Source organism: Actinoplanes italicus, from assembly GCF_003001815.1.
In the GTDB taxonomy this organism is placed as follows: Bacteria; Actinomycetota; Actinomycetes; order Mycobacteriales; family Micromonosporaceae; genus Actinoplanes; species Actinoplanes italicus.
Map to the genome: position 1 here is coordinate 61276 of NZ_PVMZ01000028.1, position 23012 is coordinate 84287.

At 69.0% G+C, this 23012-nt stretch carries 24 protein-coding genes and 2 riboswitches; of the genes, 12 read left to right on the forward strand and 12 right to left on the reverse strand.

Going from position 1 to position 23012, the window contains the following annotated elements; genetic code table 11:
- Positions 1-19 precede the first annotated feature (19 nt).
- A complete protein-coding gene (locus CLV67_RS43945) occupies positions 20-2383 on the forward strand; it encodes a glycoside hydrolase family 65 protein (protein ID WP_106329658.1) in 2364 nt (787 codons plus the stop codon).
- A 64-nt stretch (positions 2384-2447) separates the two neighbouring features.
- On the opposite strand, the gene CLV67_RS43950 is transcribed toward CLV67_RS43945, so the two are convergent.
- Positions 2448-3470 carry a coiled-coil domain-containing protein gene (locus tag CLV67_RS43950; protein ID WP_106329660.1) on the reverse strand — a complete coding sequence of 341 codons (1023 nt, stop codon included), beginning with the start codon at positions 3468-3470 and terminating at the stop codon, positions 2448-2450.
- Positions 3471-3476: 6 nt separating this feature from the next.
- A riboswitch (cyclic di-AMP (ydaO/yuaA leader) is annotated at positions 3477-3608 on the reverse strand.
- 206 nt (positions 3609-3814) lie between these two features.
- A riboswitch (cyclic di-AMP (ydaO/yuaA leader) is annotated at positions 3815-4033 on the forward strand.
- Here CLV67_RS43950 and CLV67_RS43955 point away from each other — a divergent pair.
- Entirely contained in the window at positions 4032-5066 is a 1035-nt protein-coding gene (locus tag CLV67_RS43955; RefSeq protein WP_106329662.1) for a coiled-coil domain-containing protein, read from the forward strand. (Overlaps the previous riboswitch by 2 nt.)
- A gap of 53 nt (positions 5067-5119) precedes the next feature.
- Here CLV67_RS43955 and CLV67_RS43960 read toward each other — a convergent pair whose 3' ends face one another.
- Positions 5120-5890, reverse strand: a complete 771-nt coding sequence (locus tag CLV67_RS43960; protein ID WP_106329664.1) for an ABC transporter ATP-binding protein — start codon at positions 5888-5890, stop codon at positions 5120-5122.
- Entirely contained in the window at positions 5883-6779 is an 897-nt protein-coding gene (locus CLV67_RS43965) for an ABC transporter permease (protein WP_106329772.1), read from the reverse strand. The genes CLV67_RS43960 and CLV67_RS43965 overlap by 8 nt, the downstream gene beginning before the upstream one ends.
- 238 nt (positions 6780-7017) lie before the next feature.
- Here CLV67_RS43965 and CLV67_RS43970 point away from each other — a divergent pair, with 238 nt between their 5' ends.
- The 3 genes from CLV67_RS43970 (at position 7018) to CLV67_RS43980 (ending at position 8683) form a co-directional block, all read left to right on the forward strand.
- Positions 7018-7581 carry a TetR/AcrR family transcriptional regulator gene (locus CLV67_RS43970; RefSeq protein ID WP_106329666.1) on the forward strand — a complete coding sequence of 188 codons (564 nt, stop codon included), beginning with the start codon at positions 7018-7020 and terminating at the stop codon, positions 7579-7581.
- 70 nt (positions 7582-7651) lie between these two features.
- Complete coding sequence (locus tag CLV67_RS43975) at positions 7652-8071, forward strand: Atu4866 domain-containing protein (RefSeq protein WP_249037987.1); 420 nt, start codon at positions 7652-7654, stop codon at positions 8069-8071.
- A 51-nt stretch (positions 8072-8122) separates the two neighbouring features.
- The gene (locus tag CLV67_RS43980; RefSeq protein ID WP_106329668.1) at positions 8123-8683 is read left to right on the forward strand and encodes a hypothetical protein; all 561 of its coding nucleotides are present in this window, start codon (positions 8123-8125) and stop codon (positions 8681-8683) included.
- A gap of 4 nt (positions 8684-8687) precedes the next feature.
- On the opposite strand, the gene CLV67_RS43985 is transcribed toward CLV67_RS43980, so the two are convergent.
- Positions 8688-9236 (reverse strand): cysteine dioxygenase, encoded by a 549-nt coding sequence (locus CLV67_RS43985; RefSeq protein ID WP_373873213.1) that lies wholly within the window; start codon positions 9234-9236, stop codon positions 8688-8690.
- 352 nt (positions 9237-9588) lie between these two features.
- On the opposite strand from CLV67_RS43985, the gene CLV67_RS43990 reads away from it, so the two are divergent.
- From CLV67_RS43990 to CLV67_RS44005, 4 genes are all read left to right on the forward strand, one after another.
- Positions 9589-10725: a neprosin family prolyl endopeptidase gene (locus CLV67_RS43990; RefSeq protein WP_239166847.1), complete on the forward strand. Its 1137-nt coding sequence runs from the start codon at positions 9589-9591 to the stop codon at positions 10723-10725.
- A gap of 149 nt (positions 10726-10874) precedes the next feature.
- Positions 10875-11396 (forward strand): sigma-70 family RNA polymerase sigma factor, encoded by a 522-nt coding sequence (locus CLV67_RS43995; protein ID WP_106329670.1) that lies wholly within the window; start codon positions 10875-10877, stop codon positions 11394-11396.
- Positions 11393-12112, forward strand: coding sequence for an anti-sigma factor family protein (locus CLV67_RS44000; protein ID WP_106329672.1), 720 nt, complete (start codon positions 11393-11395; stop codon positions 12110-12112). The genes CLV67_RS43995 and CLV67_RS44000 overlap by 4 nt, the downstream gene beginning before the upstream one ends.
- A gap of 41 nt (positions 12113-12153) precedes the next feature.
- Positions 12154-13173: a S66 family peptidase gene (locus CLV67_RS44005; protein WP_106329674.1), complete on the forward strand. Its 1020-nt coding sequence runs from the start codon at positions 12154-12156 to the stop codon at positions 13171-13173.
- Here CLV67_RS44005 and CLV67_RS44010 read toward each other — a convergent pair.
- Positions 13170-13646 (reverse strand): response regulator transcription factor, encoded by a 477-nt coding sequence (locus CLV67_RS44010; RefSeq protein WP_106329676.1) that lies wholly within the window; start codon positions 13644-13646, stop codon positions 13170-13172. The two genes, CLV67_RS44005 and CLV67_RS44010, sit on opposite strands and share 4 nt — an antisense overlap.
- Positions 13647-13731: 85 nt before the next feature.
- Here CLV67_RS44010 and CLV67_RS44015 point away from each other — a divergent pair, with 85 nt between their 5' ends.
- The gene (locus CLV67_RS44015; RefSeq protein ID WP_106329678.1) at positions 13732-14745 is read left to right on the forward strand and encodes an NADPH:quinone reductase; all 1014 of its coding nucleotides are present in this window, start codon (positions 13732-13734) and stop codon (positions 14743-14745) included.
- On the opposite strand, the gene CLV67_RS44020 is transcribed toward CLV67_RS44015, so the two are convergent.
- The 6 genes from CLV67_RS44020 to pseB are packed head-to-tail and all read right to left on the reverse strand — an operon-like array spanning position 14732 to position 20931.
- Positions 14732-15730 carry a PseG/SpsG family protein gene (locus tag CLV67_RS44020; RefSeq protein ID WP_106329680.1) on the reverse strand — a complete coding sequence of 333 codons (999 nt, stop codon included), beginning with the start codon at positions 15728-15730 and terminating at the stop codon, positions 14732-14734. The two genes, CLV67_RS44015 and CLV67_RS44020, sit on opposite strands and share 14 nt — an antisense overlap.
- Entirely contained in the window at positions 15727-16452 is a 726-nt protein-coding gene (locus tag CLV67_RS44025) for a cytidylyltransferase domain-containing protein (protein WP_106329682.1), read from the reverse strand. Before CLV67_RS44025 ends, CLV67_RS44020 begins: the two co-directional genes overlap by 4 nt.
- Positions 16449-18017 carry a class I SAM-dependent methyltransferase gene (locus tag CLV67_RS44030; RefSeq protein WP_106329684.1) on the reverse strand — a complete coding sequence of 523 codons (1569 nt, stop codon included), beginning with the start codon at positions 18015-18017 and terminating at the stop codon, positions 16449-16451. The genes CLV67_RS44025 and CLV67_RS44030 overlap by 4 nt, the downstream gene beginning before the upstream one ends.
- Positions 18014-18823 (reverse strand): hypothetical protein, encoded by an 810-nt coding sequence (locus tag CLV67_RS44035; RefSeq protein WP_106329686.1) that lies wholly within the window; start codon positions 18821-18823, stop codon positions 18014-18016. Before CLV67_RS44035 ends, CLV67_RS44030 begins: the two co-directional genes overlap by 4 nt.
- A 3-nt stretch (positions 18824-18826) precedes the next feature.
- The gene (locus tag CLV67_RS44040) at positions 18827-19951 is read right to left on the reverse strand and encodes a DegT/DnrJ/EryC1/StrS family aminotransferase (RefSeq protein ID WP_106329688.1); all 1125 of its coding nucleotides are present in this window, start codon (positions 19949-19951) and stop codon (positions 18827-18829) included.
- On the reverse strand, positions 19951-20931 hold the full coding sequence (gene pseB / locus CLV67_RS44045; RefSeq protein ID WP_106329690.1) for a UDP-N-acetylglucosamine 4,6-dehydratase (inverting): 981 nt from the start codon (positions 20929-20931) through the stop codon (positions 19951-19953). The genes CLV67_RS44040 and pseB overlap by 1 nt, the downstream gene beginning before the upstream one ends.
- Positions 20932-21119: 188 nt before the next feature.
- Here pseB and CLV67_RS44050 point away from each other — a divergent pair, with 188 nt between their 5' ends.
- Positions 21120-21362 carry an acyl carrier protein gene (locus tag CLV67_RS44050; RefSeq protein ID WP_106329692.1) on the forward strand — a complete coding sequence of 81 codons (243 nt, stop codon included), beginning with the start codon at positions 21120-21122 and terminating at the stop codon, positions 21360-21362.
- Complete coding sequence (locus CLV67_RS44055; RefSeq protein ID WP_106329694.1) at positions 21359-22090, forward strand: SDR family NAD(P)-dependent oxidoreductase; 732 nt, start codon at positions 21359-21361, stop codon at positions 22088-22090. The genes CLV67_RS44050 and CLV67_RS44055 overlap by 4 nt, the downstream gene beginning before the upstream one ends.
- 53 nt (positions 22091-22143) lie before the next feature.
- Here CLV67_RS44055 and CLV67_RS44060 read toward each other — a convergent pair whose 3' ends face one another.
- On the reverse strand, positions 22144-22965 hold the full coding sequence (locus tag CLV67_RS44060) for an RNA-guided endonuclease InsQ/TnpB family protein (protein ID WP_203737717.1): 822 nt from the start codon (positions 22963-22965) through the stop codon (positions 22144-22146).
- Positions 22966-23012 lie beyond the last annotated feature (47 nt).

Below are 23012 nucleotides of genomic sequence, written 5' to 3' on the forward strand. Positions count from 1 at the left end.
GGTTACGAGAGGCACGACCGTGATCCGTGAACGGGCTTACCCCGTCGACCCCTGGCACATCCGGGAGACCCGCCTGGACCTGGACCTGCTGGCCCAGTCCGAGTCGGTGTTCGCGCTCTCCAACGGCCACATCGGGATACGCGGGAACCTGGACGAGGGCGAGCCGCACGGCCTGCCGGGCAGCTACCTGAACTCGTTCTACGAGCTGCGGCCGTTGCCGCACGCCGAGGCGGGATACGGCTTCCCCGAGTCCGGCCAGACCATGGTCAACGTCACCAACGCCAAGCTGATGCGTCTGCTCGTCAACGACGAGCCCTTCGACGTGCGGTACGGCGAATTGCGATCCCACGAGCGCTGCCTCGACCTGCGGGCCGGCACGCTGGAGCGGGTCGTCGAGTGGGTGTCACCGTCGGGTCAGGGCGTCCGGGTACGCACCGTGCGGCTGGTCTCGTTCACCCAGCGTGCGATCGTGGCGTTCCTCTACGAGGTGGAGCCACTGGACACCTCCGCCCGGCTGATCCTGCAGTCCGAGCTGGTGGCCAACGAGCAGCTGCCGCCGATGAGCAAGGACCCGCGGGTGGCCGCGGTGCTGGACCGTCCGCTGCAGGGCGAGGAGATGCTGGAGCAGCGCACCGGCGGCATCCTGGTCCACCGCACCAAGGCCAGCGACCTGCGGATGGCCGCGGCCATGGAGCACTCGGCGGAGACGCCGGGCCGGCACGCCATCACCACCGAGGGCCACCCCGACTGGCTGCGTACGACGGTCGCCTGCCGCCTGGAGCCGGGTCAGAAGCTGCGGGTCGTGAAGCTGGCGGCGTACGGCTGGTCCAGCATGCGCTCGCTGCCCGCCCTGCGCGACCAGGTCGGCGCTGCGCTGGCCAGTGCCCGCCTGGACGGCTGGGAGGGTCTGGTCCAGCAGCAGCGGGACTACCTGGACGCGTTCTGGGACCACTCCGACGTCAAGGTCGAGGGCGACCCCGAGGTGCAGCAGGCGGTCCGTTTCGGGCTCTTCCACACGCTGCAGGCCGGTGCGCGGGCCGAGCAGCGCCCGATCGGCTCCAAAGGCCTCACCGGGCCCGGGTACGACGGACACACGTTCTGGGACGCCGAGACTTTCGTGCTGCCCGCTCTGACGTACACGCAGCCCTCCGCGGCGGCCGACGTGCTGCGCTGGCGGCACTCGACCCTGGACCTGGCCCGGGAGCGGGCACAGACGCTCGGCCTGCAGGGCGCCGCGTTCCCGTGGCGGACCATCCGTGGGCAGGAGTGTTCCGGCTACTGGCCGGCCGGCACGGCGGGCTTCCACATCGCCGCCGACATCGCCGACGCGGTCCGCCGGTACGTGCAGGCCACCGGCGACTACGACTTCGAGCGTGAGGTCGGCCTGGAGCTGCTGGTGGAGACCGCGCGGCTGTGGCGCTCGCTGGGGCACCACGACCGGCACGGGCGCTTCCACATCGACGGTGTCACGGGGCCGGACGAGTACACGGCCGTGGTGAACGACAACATCTACACCAACCTGATGGCCCAGCAGAACCTGATGACCGCGGTCGACGCCTGCAAACGGCACCCCGACCTGGCCCGCAAGCTGGGTGTGGACGACGAGGAGACGGCCTCGTGGCGGGACGCGGCCGCGGCCGTGCACATCCCGTACGACAAGGAGCTCGGCGTCCACCAGCAATGTGAGGGCTTCACCCGGCTTCAGGAGTGGGACTTCGAGAACACCCCGCCCGAGGGGTACCCGCTGCTGCTGAACTTCCCGTACTTCGACCTGTACCGCAAGCAGGTCATCAAGCAGGCCGACCTGGTCATGGCGATGTACATCCGGGGTGACGCGTTCACGCCGGAGGAGAAGGCGCGCAACTTCGCCTACTACGACGCCCGGACCGTACGGGACTCGTCGCTCTCCGCCTGTATCCAGGCCGTTCTCGCGGCCGAGACGGGGCATCTCGAGCTGGCCCACGACTATCTGGGCGAGGCCGCCCTGATGGACCTGCACGATCTGCACCAGAACGCCCGGGACGGCGTGCACGTCGCGTCCCTGGCCGGCACCTGGATCTCGCTGGTCGCCGGGCTCGGCGGCATGCGCGACTTCAACGGGCAGCTGAGCTTCGCCCCGCGCCTGCCCAGCCGGATCAACAACCTGGAGTTCTCGCTGCTCTGGCGTGGCCTGCGGCTGCGGGTGAACGTGACCTCCGACGAGGTCACCTACTCCCTGCGTAACGGTGGCGGTCAGGCCCGGCTCACCCTGCTGCACCACGGCAAGGAGCTGGAGGTGACCCAGGTCCGTCCGGTGACCATGGCGATCCCGGCGGCGGTGCCGGCCGGCCCGGCGCCGTCCCAGCCGCACGGACGGGCCCCGGTCCGTCGCGCGGTGCACTGACCGACACGGCAACGAGAACGGCCCCCGCCCAGCAGGGCGGGGGCCGTTCTCGTCGTGTGTGGCGCTAAAGCATCGAGACGTGTACGTGGTCAGTGTGCGCACTGGCCCCGTGGTAGTCGCTCCACCCGTTTGCCGGGAACCAGATCTTCCTGTTCCAGATGACGTAGTAGATGCCGAGTTTGTCGCCGTTACGGACCAGGAACGCCATCAAGTCGTTGCCGTACTTGAATTCCTTGTCCGTGTCGTAGGAGGAGAATCCGCTCTTCTGCAGGGACCAGTCGCAGGCCCGTCCCTTGGGATGTTCATACGGCCCACCGGTGCGGTGGCAGCCCACGAACATGTTGAAGCCGGCCTTCTTGGTCTCCTTGTACATGTGCAGAGTGCGCTTGGTCACACAGCCGTTCGTGGTCGGGTCTTTCTCGGTGCAACCCTCGGACGAGAAGCCGCCACTGGAATTGCGCGGCGCAGGAGCGGCGTCCGGCGAGTCGGCGACCACGAAGCCCTTGGTGACACCCTTGCCGCCGACCAGCGCGAATGCGTCCGCGGCCTGGTCCTTCTGCTTCTTCATCAGAGCGGCGTCCTGCTGCTGCTGCTTGACCTCGGCGTCGAGACGCTTCTTGCTCTCGGTGATCGTCCGGACGGCCTCGTTCAGCTCGTGGAGCTTGGCGTCGTGCAGCCGGTTGATCTCCTCCAGCGAGACGGCCTTCTCCATGAAGTTGCCCGAGGAGGAGGACTTCAGCAGGTAGCTGACGGTGCTGAGGTTGCCCGTCATGTACTGCTCTTTGGCGATCCTGTCGACCTCGGGAAGCAGCGCGGTGCGACGGGCCTCGGCCTGCTTGATCTGGTTGGCCAGCTGAGCCTGCACCTTGGTGGACTTGTCCACGGCAGCCTTGGCGGCCACATAGCGCCGGTTTGTGGATTCGATCACATCGGAGAGAAGAGCGTCCTCGTCCTGCTCCTGCTCTTGAGCAGTGGACGAGGAACCGCCGGGCTCGGCCGAGGCCGGAGACGAGGGCGCCATGACCAACATGGCGGCCGCCAGCGGTGCCAGGGCGAGTATCAGCCACCGGCGGGGACTTGCTGTCATCAACAGTTCCTTCCGTGTCACCGCCGACCGAGTTAGCTGACGGGTTCGGGACGGAAGCAATCCCTACCGCAAACTGCGGATACACCCCAGTGACCTGGTTCCCCGGCTCGTCTTTCGACGATTGGGCGGCGGCCTGCCGGCAACTCGGGGGCGGTGCCGTCCTGGCAGGACCGGCGGTCAGCTTACCTGAGATATCGCCATGGATCAGACCCGAGGAACGGCGAATAGTGTTACCGATCAACGACTATCCGTAATTCCGTCACCGTTCGTGTCGAGGCAATCGCGAGGCGTGCGAGAACTGTCGATCTGTCGATCGAATGGGTATGGTCGGTGCGGTTCCCGTACGGGAGCCGCCGCCTAATCGCCTTAATGGCGAGCCGGGGATCCACTTATGCGACTTGTTCACGACGGCGAAGGCCGCCGTAGTTATCTCACCGAGAGCGAGCCTCGAGGTGGGCCGTGAACAAGCTGCAATCCTCGGGGTGAATCCGCGCTTCAGCGGTAGGGATTTCCTTCGTCCCGAACCCGTCAGCTAACCCGGCCGGCGGCCGACGGAAGGAAATGCCTGTGCAGCAGAACACTGCGCGGCGATTAGCGGCGTTGCTGGCGCTGCTCGTCGCCGCGTGCGGACTGGCCGTCGCCCCGACGCCGGCCACCGCGGCCCCCCGGCTGCTCGCCGCTCCCGGCGACTCCGGTGACGACGGTGAGGGCGGATCCGCGTCACTGATCGACAAACTCGAGAAGGCCTCCAAGGGTTTCGTCGAGGCCAAGGCCAAGCTGAAGACGTCCAAGGAGCAGCAGGCCAAGCTGGACGCCGAGCTCAAGCGGCTGGACTCCACCCTGGGGCCGCAGCAGAAGGTGCTCGACGAGATGGCGGCCCAGGCGTACGCCACCGGCCGGGCCGGCCCGATGGCCGCTCTGATCACTTCGAGCAGCCCCGAGGGCTTCCTGGGCAAGGCGGAGACGCTGGCGGTCGTCGCGGCCGACCAGAACCGGGCGATCCAGGACCTCAAGACCACCCGCGAGACCCAGCAGAAGGCCAAGACCGCCATCGACATCGCCATCAAGGACCAGCAGAAGCAGGTCACCGTGATGGCGAAGCAGAAGCAGCAGGCCGAGGCCGCGCTGAAGGCGGCGAACCAGGGCAACGACGCCAGCTCGTCGTCCGACGGCGGCAGCAGCGACGACGCGGCGCCGGGTCCCACCGGCGGCAGTTGCAGCCAGACCGACCCGACCGGCACGGGCGGCTGCGTCACACCGACCCTCCTGCACGCCTACAAGGAGGCCCGGGCCGACGGGTTCACCCGGTTCACCAAGTGCTGGCGTGAGCAGAACAGCGGTGAGCACCCCAAGGGTCGCGCCTGTGACTTCTCCAGCGAGAAGGGGACCTTCGGCGGTGACGCCACGGGAGCCGACAAGACCTACGGCGACAACCTGGCGAACTACTTCATCAACAACGCCGACGATCTCAACGTGCTCTACGTGATCTGGTACCGCCGGATCTGGCTACCGAGCAGTGGCTGGAAGTCGTACAGCGGGGCGGGCGGAGACCCGTCCAGCGACCACACCAACCACGTGCATCTCTCGGTCAACTGACGCAGAAGGGCTGTCACGCACCATGGTGTGTGACAGCCCTTCTGGAAGAAGGCCTACCTGCGGGAGAAGGCCTCGTACTCCTTCATGACGTCGCCGGTCGGGCCGTCGGCGCGGATCTCGCCGGCCTCCAGCCAGATGCACCGCTCACAGGTGTCCCGGATCGACTGCTCGCTGTGGCTGACCAGGAAGACCGTGCCGGCCTCGGCGCGCAGCTCACGGACGCGCTGCTCGCTGCGCTTGCGGAACTTGGCGTCACCGGTGGCCAGGGCCTCGTCGATCAGCAGCACGTCGTGCTTCTTCGCGGCGGCGATGGAGAACCGCAGCCGGGCCGACATACCGGACGAGTACGTACGCATGGGCAGACTCGAGAAGTCGCCCTTGTCGTTGATGCCGGAGAACTCGATGATGTCGTCCTTGCGGGCCTTCACCTCGGCCGGCGTCATGCCCATGGCGAGGCAGCCCAGCTCGACGTTGCGGTCGCCGGGAAGCTCGTTCATCAGGGCGGCGTTGACACCCAGCAGCGACGGCTGCCCGGCGGCGTAGATCGCGCCACGGGACACCGGCAGGAGTCCGGCCACCGCGCGCAGCAGGGTGGACTTGCCGGAGCCGTTGGTGCCGATCAGACCGATCGCCTCGCCCTTGTAGGCCACGAAGCTGACACCCTTGACCGCGTGCACCTCGCGGATGTTCGCGTTCTTGCTGCGGGTGGTGAGCCGCTTGAAGCTGGCGAGCGGGCTCGAACTGGCCGAGCCGGCCTGGTGGATCTTGTAGATGATGTGGGCGTCGTCCGCGACGACGGTGGGGATGCGCTCGCTGTCAGCCACGGCCGTAACCCTTCTCTCCGCGCCAGAAGTAGACGTAGCCGCCGACGCCGACGGTGAGAGCCCAGATGGCCGCCTGGATCCACAGCACGGTGGGGCTGTTGGCCAGAGGCGCGCCCTCGATCAGCGCGTGCCGCATCAGCTCGATGAAGACCAGCATCGGGTTGGCCTCGACGACCTGCAGCTGCCAGCCGGACAGGACGTCGGCGAACTTGGTCACCGGGTAGAGGACGGCCGAGCCGTACAGCCAGAACCGCATGATGAACGGGATGAGCTGCCGGATGTCGCGGTTCTTGGCGCCGTAGCGTGCCATGAACAGCCCCAGCCCGGTGTTGAAGACCGACTGCAGGAGCAGGGCCGGCAGTACGAGCAGCCACTCGAGGGTGAGCGGCTCGCCGGTGACCAGCACGATGCCCATCAGCACGACCAGGGCGACCACGAAGTTGCGGATCTCGACCAGTGCGGCTGACAGCGGCAGGCTGGCCCGCGGGAAGTGCAGCGCCCGGATCAGGCCCAGGTTGCCGACGATCGTGTTCTGACCGGTCTGGACCACCGACTGGGTGAACTGGAAGACGAAGACTCCGACGCACAGGTAGGCGATGAAGTTCGGCATGTTGCCGTGGGCCTTGAGCACCACACCGAAGATCACGTAGTAGACCGCGGCGTTGATGATCGGCGTCAGCACCTGCCACACGGCGCCGAGCTTGGTGTTGCCGAGCGCGGAGGTCATCTTGGCGCTGGCGTGGGCTCCGATGAAGTGCCGGTACGCCCACAGCTGCCGGGTGTACTCCGGCAGGCTGGGGAGCCGTCCGGAGGCGCTCAAGCCGTTACGCCGGGCCAGCTCCTTGAGGGAGAGCCCGGCGTCGGCCGAGGCGACCGCCGTCTCTGTCATGGGGTGGTGCTCCGATCTGGTCGGCCCTTCGGGCGCGGCGGGATCCGATGCCTGGTGCTCCGGCTCCTGGTAGAAGGACACAGGAAGCAGCATGACAGGCTCCCGGCCGTGCCGATGGAACGGGTTCGTATCGACGTTGCCGTGACGGTAGCTGACCAAACGGCGGAACGCAACCGTTACGTCGTAGCGCTATAGTGACTATGTGGCGACTATCAAGCGCGCACCTGCCGGAGCGGCGGTGCTCCGAGGCGACATCACCGTGGCGATCCGCAACGCGGTCATGAGCGAGCTGGCGGAGGTGGGTTACGGCAGGTTGTCCATCGAGGCGGTGGCCCGTCGTGCCGGCGTCGGCAAGACCGCGATCTACCGTCGGTGGAGCAACAAGCTCGAAATGGTAATGGAGATAATCTCGGATGTCGCTGAACGGAAGGTTCCACTTCCGGACACCGGGAGTTTCTCCGGCGACCTCGCGCTGCTACTGCTGATCGTAAGCACGGCACTCAAACACCGGATGGCCTCGCAGATCATCCCGGACCTGATGGCTGAGGCCGCCCGCAACCCGCAGATCGCGGAGACGTTGCAGCGAGCCCTCCGGACCCACCAGCAGGCGGTCGGGGAGAAGCTGATCGGTCAGGCCGTGGCACGGGGCGAGCTGCCCGAGGGCACCGACCCCGACGTGGCGGTCGACCTGATCCTCGGCCCGCTCTACTGGCGCCTCGCGGTGGCCCGGCAGCCGATCGAGGACGACTACCTGGAGAAGTTCACCACGGCCGTCACCGCGGCGCTGCGGGCCACCGTCTGACCTCCGCACCCGTACACGCACCGGTTCGCTCCCCTTTGCAACTCAGAAATCCAGAGGCGGCGGGCCGGTGGTGCCGACCGGAGAGGCCGACCCCCCGACCCCGCCGGAGCCGGAGACCATGGCCACCTCCTGTGAACACCGCGTCGACTTCACCGTGCTCGACGCCGCCTCCATCCTCGCGATCGCCATGGGTGGCATCACGAGCTCGTACGCCGGGCCAGAGGATCTCCACCCGAGGGCGGTGACCGGCGCGGCCGTGATCGGCGCCTGGCGCAGCCAGGACGGCGTGGTGAAACTGCAACTGCGAAGGGACGGGACGTACGCCGGTGAGGTGGCCGGGCGGCGCCGGGCGGCCCGCGGCACCTACCTGATCGAGGGGGAGTCCGTCATGCTGCGCGACGACTCCGGGCTGCAGACCGCCGTGCAGGTGCACGACGGCGAACTGGAGATGGCCGGGCACCGGCTGCGGCCGACCGCCGCGGTGAACTAAGGAACCGCCTCCTCGGTCCGATCGGTAGGGGACACCGAACCGGGGGGACGTATGCGGCACACCAGGATCGCGATCGCGCTGGCGACGGCTTCGCTGGCGCTCGGCGGCTGCGCGGCGCTCGGGCTCGACGAGTCGACGGCCGGTGACTCCGCGACGGCGGCCGAGGGTAAGCAGTGGCTCGTCGTGGACGCGGGCAAGGCGACACCGTCACCGGGCGAGACGACCGGCAAGGCGATCGCGACTCCCGAGGTGTCGCTGTCCCTGCCTGCTCCGGACCCGAGCTGTACGAAGCTCTGGCCGCGCACCGAGCCGGTGATGATCCCGGTCGAGGTGACGCCGGGAGCAGGCTCGCTCGCCGTCGAGTGGCCGACCCAGGGCCTCTCCGACTACAAGATCACGGCAGTGCTCCAGGACCTGGTCGTCGGTGCGCAGCCGGAGCCGGTGTGGATCCCGGTGCCGCCCGGCAAGGGATGCTCGGTGAGCACCACGATCAGCGGGTTGATCCCGGGCGAGGCCTACATCGTCTGGCTGGACGCGCCGAACACCGGCCGTGAGGTGGACGGCACCCGCCGTCTGTACAGCGGCCGCTCGGGTGTGGTGTACCCGCAGTAGGCGGTCACCACTGCGCGCCGGCGCGCTCCACGGTCAGGACCTCCAGGCCGGACGGGTGCAGCCGGTACTTGGTCATGCTGGTCAGCGCGGGGCCGTAGACGTGCACGCTCACCGCGGGCCGGGTCGAGCGGTTCTCGATCCGGTGGATGTGGTGGGTGCCGAAGCGACGGCCGGCGCCCTCGCCGAGCTCCCGGGAGACGATTCGGGTCGAACCGCCGCCCACCGAGACGGTGTCCTCGATCAACGTGCCGCTGTGCAGGTGGAACGCCCCGGCCGAGCCGCCGTGGTCGTGGATCTCGGTGCCCTGGCCGGGCATCCAGGTGAGCAGCCAGACCTCGTAGTCGTCGGTGCGGGCGAGGCGGTGATACCAGCGCTCGACCGGATCGAACCGGGGCGCGACGGCCCAGTCGGCGGCCGCGGCCGAGAACCGCTGAGCGATGGCGAGATGATCGTGCCGCGATGAACCTCTTTCAACCTGGCATGGCGCCGGAGCCTCCAGGTTCGCCTGCCGGCGCGGAGTTGCTGGGCCCTCGCCAAGTTGAAAAAGGTTCACTGCACTGCCCTCCGGGAGGCTCTATATAACCTATAGACAAGATAGGTTTTACCACATGATCGACGGCGGTGTGCGGCTTTCCGCCGGATGTCATGGTCTCGAAAGAGGCTTGTTGAACTTTGCCTCTTTCTGGAGGTGGTGCGAAAAACTTCACACAGCAATCGATCCGACACGCTGCGTTGATTAAATCGGTCGATGTGTCACCGAATCGGCCTACCCCGATCGGCCGTTCCGCCGAAATACGCTGCTCAGACGGTCCCTGCCTAATAGGGAAGGCTATATGGTGACCAGCGCGCCCGGAACCGGGTCGCCGGAGGCCCCCCTCTGATGTCCTGACAGCGAGGACGGACACGTGTTGAAGTCACGCCGCGGACTGCTCGCGGCCGGCATAACCGCCGCCGTGGTCGGCTCCATCGGAGTCGTCTCGACTCTCAACGCGGGCGCGGAGCAGATTCCGGAAGCCCCTACCCCGGCGGTCGCCCCGGCCGATCCGGCTCCGGCGACCGCGACGGAAGCCGCCGAGGCGGCCCCCAAGCTGACCCCACCCGCAAAGCTTCCGTGGGGCGAGCGGCCCGGCAAGATCCGCACCGGACGCGGCGGCGCCAGCAGCAAGTCGCTGAAGGCGGCCGGCCTGGACGCGGCCGCGCCTGACGCGACCGGCGAGGAGGCCGACGAGGAGTACGCGCCGAAGGGCCGCTCCTCCCGCAAGTCCTTCCTCAAGTCGGAGCGGACCAAGGTCATCCCGCCGACCCCACCGGCGGTCAACGCGGCCGCCGACGACCCGAAGGTCTACTTCCACTACGGCGTCGGCTCACAGGCCGCCGTCACCGAGGGTGCCTACGCCAACTTCTCGATCAGCAAGCCGGCGCTGGCCAAGGAGGACTACCACACGCTGGCCGAGCTGGCCGTGCAGAAGGGCGACCGCGAGAACGCCCAGATCGTCGAGGTCGGCTGGAACGTGGACCGGGTCGTCAACGGCGACGACGACCCGCACCTGTTCGTCTTCCACTGGGTCAACGGCAAGGGCAAGTGCTACAACGGCTGCGGCTTCGTGCAGTACAGCAAGAACATCCGCCCCGGCGACACCCTGCCGCAGGACGTGACGAAGCGGTTCGGCATCCAGTACTTCGACAACGCCTGGTGGATCGCCTACGACTCGGAGTGGGTCGGCTACTTCCCGGCCAGCCTGTGGACCGTCGACTTCTCCAAGAGCGAACTGGTTCAGTTCTTCGGTGAGGTGGCCTCCCCCAGTGCGAAGCCCTGTAGCGACATGGGCAACGGCGTCGAGCCCCTGATCAAGGAGGTCGACAAGGAACCCGTGCCGGATCCCAAGGCCGCCAAGATCGGTAGTGTGTCCTACCTGAACGGTCCGAAGGTCGACCTGTACGTGCGTCCCGAGGGCGTGCACGAGAAGCTCGAGGACAGGATCTACCCTCCCAACAAGCTGAGCGCTCGAACGTTCAGCTTCAGCGGGCCGGGAGCCTGCTGAGAATCGATCTTTCCGACGTCGATGCCCGGTCCTCGAACGAGGGCCGGGCATCGACGTTTTCCGGTTTTCCGGGCCACCTTTGAACCTGTCCACGTGCCACGATGTACATCCGGGTGGCCGGGCCGAACCCGAGGGGAGAGCTGGCGCCGATGAAGCGACGGGGAAACCCCGACGAGCAACTGATGACCGCGCTCTACACCGAACACTATTCCGTCCTGATCAACTTCGTCTCCCGGTACGTCAACGACCGGCACAAGGCGGAGGACCTGGTTCAGGAGACCCTGTTACGAGCCTGGAAGCACATCGACCACCTCGACCCGGAACCGGGGCGGACCAGGTCGTACCTGCTCACCATCGCTCGCAACGTGGTGACCAACGCCTGGCGCGCCGAACAGCGCCGGCCGAAGCTGGTCGCCGATGAGAACGCGGTCAACTCGGTGCCGTCGGCAGACAATGTTGATCAGATGGTGGAAGGCTGGCTGGTGGCGGAGGCGCTGGAACGCCTCTCGCCGGAGCACCGGGCGGTGATCCAGCAGATGTACTACGAGGGGCAGAGCGTGGCGGACGCGGCGCGAAGACTTTCGGTGCCGGAGGGCACGGTGAAATCGCGCGCCTACTATGCCGTTCGCGCGCTGCGGACCGTCTTCGAGGAGATGGGGATGCTGCGATGAGCGACCTCGACGACCACCAGACCCTGCACCGGTTGCTGGGTGGCTATCTCCTCGGTGGGCTGGACGAGGCGGACACCGAAAAGCTCGACGCCCACCTCGCCGAATGCGCGGAGTGCCGGGCCGAACTGGACCGGCTGTCACCCGTACCCGAAATGCTTCAGAGAATGCCGGACGCGCGGCACCTCGGAGGTGGGGCGGCGCTCGCGGTCAGTCCGACCGCGAGGCCGAGCTCGCAGAACATCGAGACGCTGCTCAGCAGGATGCGGGCGGAGAAGTTCAAGGAGACCCGGACCAACCGGGTGCGGTGGCTCGCCGCCGCGGCCGTCACGCTGATCGCCGCCGCCGGTGTCACCTACGGGATCTTCACGAATACCGGGACACCGTCCAAGGAGCCGACGGCGATCTCCAGTGTGCAGTTGATCAACGCGCGGTTCCAGCCTGCACAGGGCAGCCGGCTGGCCGGAGAGGCGAAGCTCACGCCGAAGAAGTGGGGCGTCGAGGTGTCCCTCGACGTGACCGGCATCAGCGGCAACGGCCCGTTCCTCTGCCTGGTCCGCAACAAGGCAGGCCAGACCGAGCAGGCCGCGGTCTGGGGCGGTACCACGGACGGTGAGGCGAAACTGACCGGCGCGAGTTCGAACATGTCGGCTGACGTCGACGCGGTCCTGGTCACCGACCGGGACGGCAAGGTGCTCGGCACGGCGACGGTGACCTGACCATCGCGAATCCGGTTGCCGGGGCGGGTTGAATGATGACCATGAAACTCAGCCTCGGTGACCGTGTCGCCGTCGTCTCGCCCTCCTTCGCCGCGCCGGCGATCTTCCCGGCCGTGCACGAACTGGGCCTGCGGCGGATCCGTGACGAGCTCGGCCTGGAGCCGGTGGAGTTTCCCACCACCCGTCAGGCCTCGTCCCCGGCCGACCGGGCCGCCGACCTGATGGCGGCCTATGCCGACCCGTCCATCCGTGCGGTGCTGGCGACCATCGGCGGCGACGACCAGATCACCGTGCTGCCGTACCTCGATCCCGCGGTGTTCCGGGCCGACCCCAAGCCGTTCCTCGGGTTCTCCGACAACACGAACCTGCTGAACTGGCTCTGGTTCCACGGCATCCCGGCATTCCACGGCGGTTCGACCATGGTGCATCTGGGGCGCGGCGCGGGGATCTCCCCGGAACACCTCGTGTCTGTGCGGGCGGCCCTTTTCGGCGGAGGCGAGCTGGAGATCGAACCGGTCGCGGATTTCTGCGAGGAGGAGATGAACTGGGAGGATCCGCGGGCGCTGGTCGAGTCGCCGCCGTCGGTGCCCAGCCCGGGACGGTTCTGGCACCGCCCGGACCGGGTGGTGACCGGCAGCACCTGGGGTGGCTGCCTGGAGATCCTGCACTCGAACCTGGCAGCCGGGCGCTGGATCCACCCGGCCGAGCGCTATGCCGGTTCGGTGCTGCTGCTGGAGACCTCCGAGGAGATGCCCTCCGGCGAGCAGGTGTTCCGGATGCTTCGTGACTTCGGCGAGCGCGGGCTGTTGCGGCAGTTCCCGGCCGTGCTCGTGGCGACCGCGAAGGCCAGCGTCTTCTTCAACCCCCGCCCGGTGGAGCAGCGGGACACCTATCGGGAGGAACAGAGGGCCGCCGTGCTCAGGGCGTTCGAGACGTACCACCCGGAGGCCATGGTGGTCTTCGGGGTCGATTTCGGGCACACCTCGCCGCAGTGGGTGCTGCCCTACGGCGGCCCGATCACGGTCGACGGACTGAACCGCCGGATCACGGCCCGTTATTAGGCCGTGTGCCGGTACGGGGCCGGTGCCGCTGTCTCCTCGACCACGGCGTGCCGGGCCGCGAGCAGGGCGGCGCGGGCCGCCGCCGCCGAGCGCGCCGCGGAACTGGGCTTGGTCCGCAGCAGGGTCTCCAGGTGTGCCGTCAGCTCGGCCCGGCTGAACGGCTTGGCCAGGAAGTCGTCGGCTCCGGCGTGCAGCGCGGTCATGATCTGGTGTCGGTGCACGTCAGCGCTGACCACCATGATCGGCAGGAGTTGGGTCTCCGGCGAGCTGCGGATCTGGCGGCACAGTTCGATGCCCGAGACGCCCGGCATCCTGACGTCGATCAGGGCGGCGTCGATACCGCCCGCGTTGAGCAGGGCGAGTGCGCTGGAGGAGTCGGCGGCGCTCACCACGTCGTAGCCGAGCCGGTGCAGCGCGAGGGTCAGCAATTCGCGATGGTCGACCTCGTCGTCGGCGATCAACACGGTGGGCACGGGAACCTCCCGGAAATGAGGCGGACTGCCGCTACTCCTGTTCGGCAACCGGGAAGATCGGCTGAGCGCGAAATAGGGTGGGGGCATGCGTGCAGCCGTTTTCGACGAGCCGGGCCCCGCTTCCGTACTGCGTATCGCCGACCGTGGGCTGCCTGTGGCCGGCGCCGGGCAGGTGCGCGTCCGCATCGTCCTGTCGGCTGTGAACCCGACCGACACCGGTACAAGAGCGGGCCGTGGCGTACCCGATGGGGTCGCTCCGCCGCGGGTGCCGAACCAGGACGGCGCCGGTGTGGTGGACGCGCTCGGCATCGGGGTGACCGGTCTGGAACCCGGTGACCGGGTCTGGGTGTGGGACGCCGGTTACGGCCGGGCGAACGGCACCGCCCAGGAGTACGTGGTGCTGCCCCGTCACCAGGTGGTGCGGATGAACGACGACGTCCCGTTCGAGGTCGGCGCCGATCTGGGCATCCCGGCACTGACCGCGCACCGCTGTCTCACGGTGGCCGCCGACGGCCCGGCACGGCTGGCGCCCGGCGCGCTGGCCGGCCGCACGGTGCTGGTCGCCGGCGGTGCGGGCGCGGTCGGCAACGCGGCGATCCAGCTGGCCAAGTGGGCCGGGGCGACCGTGCTGACCACGGTCAGCTCGAAGGAGAAGGCGGAGCTCGCGCTCGCCGCCGGCGCCGACGCGGTGATCGACTACCTCCAGGAGGACGTCGCGGCCCGGGTGCGCGAGATCAGCCCGGACGGGCCGGAGTTGATCGTCGAGGTCGACACCGACAACCTCGACGTGGACCTGGACGTGATCGCTCCCGGCGGCAACATCGCGATCTACGTCGCCGGGAGGCTCAGCCTGCCGAGTTTCAAGGCGATGCTGAAGAACGCGAGCCTCGACTTCGTGCTGACCTACACGACCACGCCCAAGGAGAAGGCCGACGCGGTCGCGGCGGTCGCCGAGGCGGTCCACGCGGGCGCGTTCCGTGTCGGCGAGGATGCCGGACTGCCGATCCTGCGGTTCCCACTGGGCCGGATCGCGGAGGCGCACGAGGCCGTCGAGAACCACGCGATCGGCAAGGTCGTCGTCGAGGTCACTGCCCCCTGAGCAGGGCGTCCGCGACCCGTTCGACGCCACGGCCGTCGACCGCCGCCCATCCGCGAACGGCGAGCGCGGTGCGTTCGGCCGGGTTCAGGAGCAGCCTCCGCAGGGTGGTCACCGCATCGTCGCCGAGTTCTCCGAGACGGCCCAGCCCGGCGGCGTAGCCGTGCGCGACGGTCCGTTCGTACCCGATGATCTGGTTGTCGACGACCCAGACCAGCGCGGCCGCCCGGCCCAGGCAGAGCAGCTCCCAGGTCGACGTGCCGCTCGCGCTGACCACGAGATCGGCGTCGGCGAGCAGCTCCGGCAGCCGGTCGGTCGGGTCGATGATCTCGAAGTGCTGGCCCTCACCGGCCGGGATCGCGAGCAGTTCGGCGCGCAGGGACGCGTCGGCGGCCACGACGGTTGCGTCGAAGGGCACCGCGGCGTCCGCGAGCAGCCGGGCAACCTGCGGCGCGGCACGATAGGCGTCGGTCCCGCCGAAGAAGGCGACGACCTTGGGCGTACGGGCGAACGAGCTCACCGGTGCCGCTGAGGGCCGCAACCGCCGTACCGAGGCCCGCAGCAGTGCATGATCGAGACCGGCCAGCCGGACGTCACCTATGTCGAGCACGGCGTCCAGATTCTGGTCGACGTAGATGTCGGCGTCCTGCCCGCGCGGATCACCGTCCACGATGGCCAGAACGATCGTTCCGTCCGCCCGGACCGCTTTGCTGTGCGACGGCGGCAGCGTGTACGAGTCGATGACCAGCGCGTCCAGTGCCAGCCGGCGGCACGCCGCGACCAGGCCCACCTCGTCGTAGGGCGCCGGATGCCACGACAGCCCGCGCTGTTCCAGCTGCGCCTCGGCCCAGGCCACCCCGCCCAGATCGCTGAGGAAGTGAACGTCGACGCCGCGTGCGGTCAGTTCCTCGGCCAGCGCCACGCACCGCACCAGATGCCCGACCCCGGTCCGTGAACCCGCGTCACACCGGATCCCGATGGTGTTCAAGCCTGCTCCAGGTCCTTCTGCATGATGTGCGCGTTCAGCTCCGCCAGCTCCGGACGCAGACCCAGCCAGTCGGCGATCTCGCGGACCGCCACCGGCGCGTCGCCGAAGTGGTCGACGATCGCCTCGATGAGCCGCCAGTCGTCCTCGGTGTCGAGGGTGAGCCGCAGGCCCGACATGTCCGGCTGCGCGGTCAGGCCGATCAGGTCGAAGTCGGCCGGATGGGTGTAGACGTACGACGTCACGTGGGTGCGGTGATGGTCGTACGCCAGCTTGTCGATCTCCTTGAGCACCGCGGCCCGGACCACCTCGACGTCCAGGCCGCGCGGCAGCGTCCGGGTGATCGACGTGGTCAGGTAGTCGACGCCGGCCGCCGCGAACACCCGGTACGCCCGCGCGACCAGCCGCGGGTCGAGCAGCGGGCAGTCGGCGGTGAACCGCAGCACGTCGTCGGCCGACCGGGTCTCCAGCACCCCGAGGAACCGGGTGAGCACGTCGTCGACCGGCCCGCGGTGGCAGTCGACGCCGATCGCCGCGCACTCGGCCTCGATCGCGTCGTCGTCGGGCAGGATCGTGGTGGCGACGACGAGGTCGTCGAGGACGCCGCTCTCCCGGGCGGCGTGGGCCACCCGGTCGAGGACGGTCCGTCCGCCGAGGCGGCGCAGCACCTTGCCGGGCAGCCGGGTGGAGCCCATCCGGGCCTGAATGATGCCGAGGGTGGTCATGATCGTCCTTTGCGGAGGCGGTTGCGGGCGGCGCGGGCCAGGACGAGCCCGGCCTTGGCGGCGCGGAAGCCGAGGTTGCCGCTGAACGCGGCGATCTGTGTCTTGGCGCGGCCCAGTTCGGCCTCGCGTTTCTCGAGCTCCACCTCGAAGAACCGGCTGCGGGCCTCGGCGTCGGCGAGCCGGCGGCGCAGGGCGTCGAGCTGTTCCTCGTGTTCGCGCCGGCCGTCCGGCGCCGGGAGCGGGTCGTCGGGCGCGGCCGGTACCTCGGTGAGCCCGGCGGCACCGGCCAGGACCGCGATGAGCCGCGGCACGTCGGTGACCCCCGGCCACGGGTGGTGATAGCCGCCGGTGAGCAGCGTGTGCGCGAGCCGGGCCAGCGCGTCCGGCTGATCCGGAACGGTCGGATCGAGCACGGTGAACCGGTCGCCGTCGACCAGCACGTTGTCGGCAGGGACCATCGGCAGCGCGGTCATCCAGCCGGTCAGCAGCCGTCGCAGGTACGGCAGGTCGTGGGCGAGTGCCGCGCCGAGCAGCCGCTCCTCCAGCAATCGCCCCGCCGGAAGCGGACCGTGCGAGGAACCCGGCTGTGTCACACCGGCCGCAACCGGCCCGTGCGCAAGACCCGGCTGTGTCGTACCGCTGTCTCCCGGCCCGGGCGACAGCGGTACGACACAGCTGGAAACGACGCGACGCAGCCAGGTGCCGTCCGGCATACCGACGATCTCGGTCACGGTGCCGGACGGGCCGGCGAACACCGCGGGCGGCAGGGTGATGGTCGGGCCGGGGCGGTGGGCGCGCTGGGCGACGGCGAGCCAGGCGGGGGCCATCTCTGCGCCCAGGCCGCGGCGCACGGCTGCGGCGGCGAGCCGCCGGGGATCACTCAAGACTTGGTCGTACGCCGGAGCGACCGCTGCCGACGCGAAAGCCGCGAGCGCGTCGAGTGGCCCGTACCGCAGCGTCTCGGGGTTGATCAGAAGTGTCGGGCGCCCCGGCAGTGGCCAGGCGGCGGCCATCGCGGCGACCGGCAGACCCTCGGCGCCGAGCGCTGCCGCGAGCCGGTCCGGCCGTCCGGGCGCGGTGCCGAACTCGCCGAGCGGACGCCACGCGTCGCCGGTCCGGGAGGCGGTCGGTGCGTGCGGATCGACCAGGCGGTGCACGCCGAGTTCGTTCTCGACCGTGAGCAGCAGCGTGCCGCCGGGGCGCAGGGCACGCCTGAGGACGCGGACCGATTCGGCCCAGTCCAGTTGCGGGCCCTCGGGCGAGCAGAGGCGGCCGGTGCCGTCCAAGGCGACCACGACGTCGTACCGGTCCGCATCGGTGAGCTTGGAGAGGGTGCCGCACAGGACGTTACCGGGCAGCGCCTCGGCGTCCGGTTGTGATCGGACCAGGCAGGTCACGTCGCGGCGGTCGGCAAGGGCGCCGATCAGGTCGGTGTCGTGCGGGCCCGCGATCAGCACCCGGATCCCGGTGGGCAGGCGTTCGAGCAGGTGGCGGTAGAGCGGGCCGCCGGCCGGTGCATGTTCCTCGGCGTACTCCGGCATCTCGCCGCCGAGCATCGTGATCATGCGGCGGCCCAGCCGAGCATCGCACGCAGCTCGGCCGGGGAGGCGAGGTGGCCGTCACCCAGTTCGGCGAGCACGATCTCCCTGGCGGTCGCCGGGTCGGGGGCGGGACCGTGCAGTTCCGGCCACTCGCGGCGGATCCGGTCGGCCGTGGGAGTGTCCTCTTTGTCCAGGTACATCGGGTCGCCGTAGACCGCCGGTTCGCAACCGGCCGCGGTGCCGTAGAGGACCGCGGTGCTCAGCCGGTTCGACGCGACCCGGCGGTGCCGACGCAGTTCGGCGAGCTGGTTCTCGAGGAAGCCGGGGTCGGTCCGCATCCGCATGTACCCGCGGTAGCCGTGGCAGATCACCCGGCCGGCACGCTCGTAGAGCGCCCGGATTCGCCTGTCCTGGTACTCGTTCCAGTACAGGCAGAACGTGATCGGCCCGCTCTCGGTCGCGCTGATCTCGTCGATCAGCCGGTGGTGGTCGCCGCTGACCTTCTGCCCCTCCCAGCCGTGGAACGGGTACCAGATGGTCCCCTCCCGCTCCGCTGCCGACGGCTCTCCGCCCGACCGCAGCAGGTACAGGAACGGAGCGCCGGTCACGGTGGCCAGCGGACGGCCCATCGACCAGGCCCGGCGGCGGGTGCGCTCGGACCACACGAAGATCGGCAGGCCCGGCGCGTACGGCGTACCCGCGCCCAGCCCGTCCACCACGTTCCACCCGTGCTGCAGGTAGCCGTCGATCCGGGGCGGGTCGGCCGGGTCCAGCCCGCAGTACCCGGCGAGCACGTGGGCGTGACCGTAGAAGTGGTTACCGTGGTGCACCCGCTAGCTCCCGAGGATCCCGCGCAGTGCCTCGACGACGCGGTCCTGGTCGCTGTCGCTCAGGTCGGCGAAGAGTGGCAGGGACAGCTCCTCGGCGTAGAACCGCTCGGCCACCGGGCACATGCCGCGCCGGTAACCGAGATCCTCGAACACCGGGTGCCAGTAGACGGGGATGTAGTTGACCTGCACCCCGATGCCGGCGGCCCGCAGCCGGTCGTACACCTCGCGCCGGCGGCCGTCGAGAATCCGTACCGGATAGAGGTGCCGGACCGGATCCACATCGGATCGCCGCACCGGAAGACGAAGGCCGGGAACGTCGGCCAGAAGTTCGTCGTAGCGTGCCGTCAGGCGCGCGCGCCGCGTCTTGAACTCGGCGAGACGCCGCAGCTGGGCCGAACCGAGCGCGCAGAGCACGTCCGGCAGCCGGTAGTTGAGACCGAACTCGTGGACCTCCTGATGCCACCCGCCCTCGTCGGGGTGCCGGAGCCGGTCCGGGTCGCGGACCAGGCCCACGGTCCGGAACGTGCGGACACGCTGCAGCAGGTCGGGCCGGATGGAGGCGACCGCCCCGCCCTCGCCGGTGGTGAGGTTCTTGGTCGGGAAGAACGAGAACGTGGTGAGGTCCGCGAGCGAGCCGACCGGCCGTCCGCGATAGGTGGATCCGATCGAGTGCGCCGCGTCACCCAGCAGGATCGCGCCCGCCTCGTCGGTGACCTTCCGCAGCCGGTCGTAGTCGGCCGGGACACCGGCGTAGTCGACCGCCGCGATCACCCTGGTCCGGGAGGTCACCGTGGCCTCGACGGCGGCCGGGTCGATGTTGGCGGTGTCCTCCTCCACATCGGCGAAGACCACCGTGGCGCCCAGCAGGGCCGCACCCGAGGCCGTCGCGACGAACGTCATCGGCGTGGTGACGACCTCGTCGCCGCTGGTCACACCGGCCGCCGCGTAGGCCGCGTGCAGGGCCGTGGTCCCGTTGGTGACCGTCACGCAGGGCGCGCCGGCCACCTCCTCCAGATCCGCCTCGAACCGCGCGACCCGGGGGCCGGTGGTGAGCCAGTCGCTGCCCAGCGCCGCGACGACGGCGTCCACATCGGAGTCGTCGATCGACTGTCGTCCGTAGGGCAGCATCAGTCCTCCGCGAGCAGGTCGCGCATCTCGTCGACCGAGAGCCAGAGGTCGTTGTTGTCCGAGCGGTAGTTGAAGCCGTCGGCGACCTCCTCGCCACCCTCGGGCGTCGTGTAACCCCAGCTCGCAACGACCGGCTGAACCACGTACCGGTCCTTGAAGCGCAGCGTCCGGCGGCTGTCGTCGGCGGCGATCATCTCCTCGTGCAGCTTCTCGCCGGGGCGCATGCCCATCTCGTGGGTGCCGGCGCCCGGCGCGACCGCCTCGACCAGGTCCATGATCCGCATGCTGGGGATCCGCGGGACGTAGAGCTCGCCGCCCTGCATGACGTCGAACGAGTCGACGACGAACTTCACGGCCTGGTCCAGCGTGATCCAGAACCGGGTCATCCGCTTGTCGGTGATCGGCAGGCTCTTGCCGTCGGCCGCGAGCTTGCGGAAGAACGGGACGACCGAGCCGCGCGAGCCCATCACGTTGCCGTAGCGGACCACTGCCAGCCGGGTCGGGTGGGTGGCGGCGTAGTGGTTGCCCGCGATCACGATCTTGTCGGCGGCCAGCTTGGTCGCGCCGTACAGGTTGATCGGGCTCGACGCCTTGTCCGTGGAGAGCGCGACGACCTTCTTGACGCCGTGGTTGATGGCCGCGTCGATCACGTTCTGGGTGCCGTTGATGTTCGTGGCCACGAACTCCGACGGGTTGTACTCGGCAGTGTCGACCTGCTTGAGTGCCGCGGCGTGGACCACGTAGTCGATGCCGTGCATGGCCCGGTCGAGGCGCTTCTCGTCGCGGATGTCACCGATGAAGAAGCGCAGCCGCGGGTCGTCGCCGAACATCTGGCGGACCTCGTACTGCTTGAGCTCGTCACGGGAGAAGACCACGATGCGCGCCGGGTCGAGGTGCGTCAGGGCGTACTTCAGGAAGGCCTTGCCGAACGACCCGGTGGAGCCGGTGACAAGGATCGAGGAGCCGGCGAGTTCAGACACGAGTTTTCTCCGGGGGTTTAGCGGCAGGCCGGTTACGAGCCGGAAGCATAACCAGCTCGGAGGGCATTTCCAGAAGCGCGGAGAAATGCTTCGCGCAGTTCATTTCCAGTTAATCCGGGATTGGTCGCCACGACTGGGAACCTGCGGATCGTAGGTCTCCTCTGATCACCCCGACTTGGAGTTGCACCGTGACTGAGCTGCAGAGACTACGCGAGGCGTTCCGTACCGCCCTCGATCTTCCGGCGGACGAGCCCGTGGACGACCTGCGCTACCAGGACAACGAGAAGTGGGATTCGCTCGCGCACATGTCACTTGTCGCGACCATTGAAGATGAATTCTCGGTAATGATTGACACCGACGACGTCATCAATATGTCCAGCTTCGCCGAGGCCGTGCGAATCCTCGGTAAATACGGGGTGGACGTCAAGTGAGCGTCGCCCTGGTCACCGGGGCGTCGCGCGGGATCGGCCGGGCGACCGCGCATCGTCTCGCCGAGCAGGGCTACGACCTGGTGCTGCACGGACACGGCGCGGCCGGCGTCGAGGAGGCCGCGGCCGCCCTGTCCGGCAAGTTCGGGATCACCGCCGTGCACGCGGCCGGGGACATCGCGGATCCGGCGACGAGCAAGGCGCTGGGCCGGCTCGCCTTCGAGACGTTCAAGCGGCTCGACGCGCTGGTGGTGAACGCCGGCACGCACGAGGCCGGGATGCTCGGCATGACACCGGACGCCACTATCGAGCGGCTCTTCGCGGTGAACGCGGCCGGCGCCGCGTACACGCTGCAGAACGCGGTCCGGCTGCTGGCACGCGGGCAGAACCCGGCGGTCGTGCTGACGGCCTCCGTGACCGGCACGTACGGCGTCGCAGGCCAGGCCGTCTACGCGGCGTCCAAGGCCGCCGTCGCCGGGCTGACCAGGTCGGCGGCGAAGGAACTCGGCCCGCGCGGCATCCGGGTCAACGCGGTCGCGCCCGGGTTCATCGCCACCGACATGCTCGACTCCCTGGACGAGGCCGGTCGCGCCGAGCGCATGGCGAACACCGCCCTCGGCCGTCTGGGCACCGCCGACGAGGTCGCCGACGTGATCACCTTCCTTCTCTCCGAGCAGGCCCGTTTCGTGACCGGCCAGGTGCTCGGGGTCGACGGGGGACTGACGCTTTGACTTCTTCCCCTCCTGAAGAGGGAGATTCCCTTCGGCCTGACGGCCGAACCGGCCTACGGCGGATGCCTCGCGGCGTGGGGTTCCTGTTTCACGGCCGACCGCAGAAGGGAGGACCCTCGGTTGCGCAGCATGTTCGCGACGGCGAGGTCTTCAACCACGATCGTGTCGGCCTGCCGGACCAGCGTGATGCTGGTCTTGTGCAGGAAGTCGCGGCGGGCGTTGCGGGCCTTGCGTTCCAGGTGGCGGGGGTTGGCGATCCGGTCGCCGTCGCTCGTGACCGCGAAGTCCTTGATACCGAGATCGATGCCGACCTCGTGCCCGGTGGCGGGCAGCGGGTCGGGCTGGTCGACTTCCATGGCGAAGCTGACGAACCAGCGGCCGTCGGGTTCGCGGGAGACGATCACCATGGTCGGGTCCATGGTGGCCAGGTCGACGTCAGGCCGCGACCAGGCGACCCGCAGCGGGCCGTCAGTCTTCGCCACCCTCAACTGGCCGTCCTTGATCCGGAACGCCGACCGGGTGTAGTGCGCCGACTGGCGGCCGGTGCGGGACTTGAACCGCGGATACCGGGCCCGTTCGGCGAAGAAGTTGCCGAACGCGGTGTGCTGGTGGCGCAGCGTCTGCTGCAACGGAACCGAGGACACCTCGGACAGGAACGCCAACTCCTCGGTTTGCTTCCTTGCGGTCAGCGCCGCGTCGGTCTGCTTGCACGAGGTCTTCTGGCCGTGCTGGAAGAACGCGGCGTGCCGGTCGGTGAGGGTTTTGTTCCAGGCCAGGCGCACACACCCGAAGGTGCGGTTGAACACCGCAGCCTGTTCGGGGGTCGGGTAGGCCCGACACTTGTACGCCGTACGCGTGTTCGAAACCTTGCACAAGATCTAATCATGAGTAAGGTGCCGGCAGTCCTGCCTCCGGAATACGT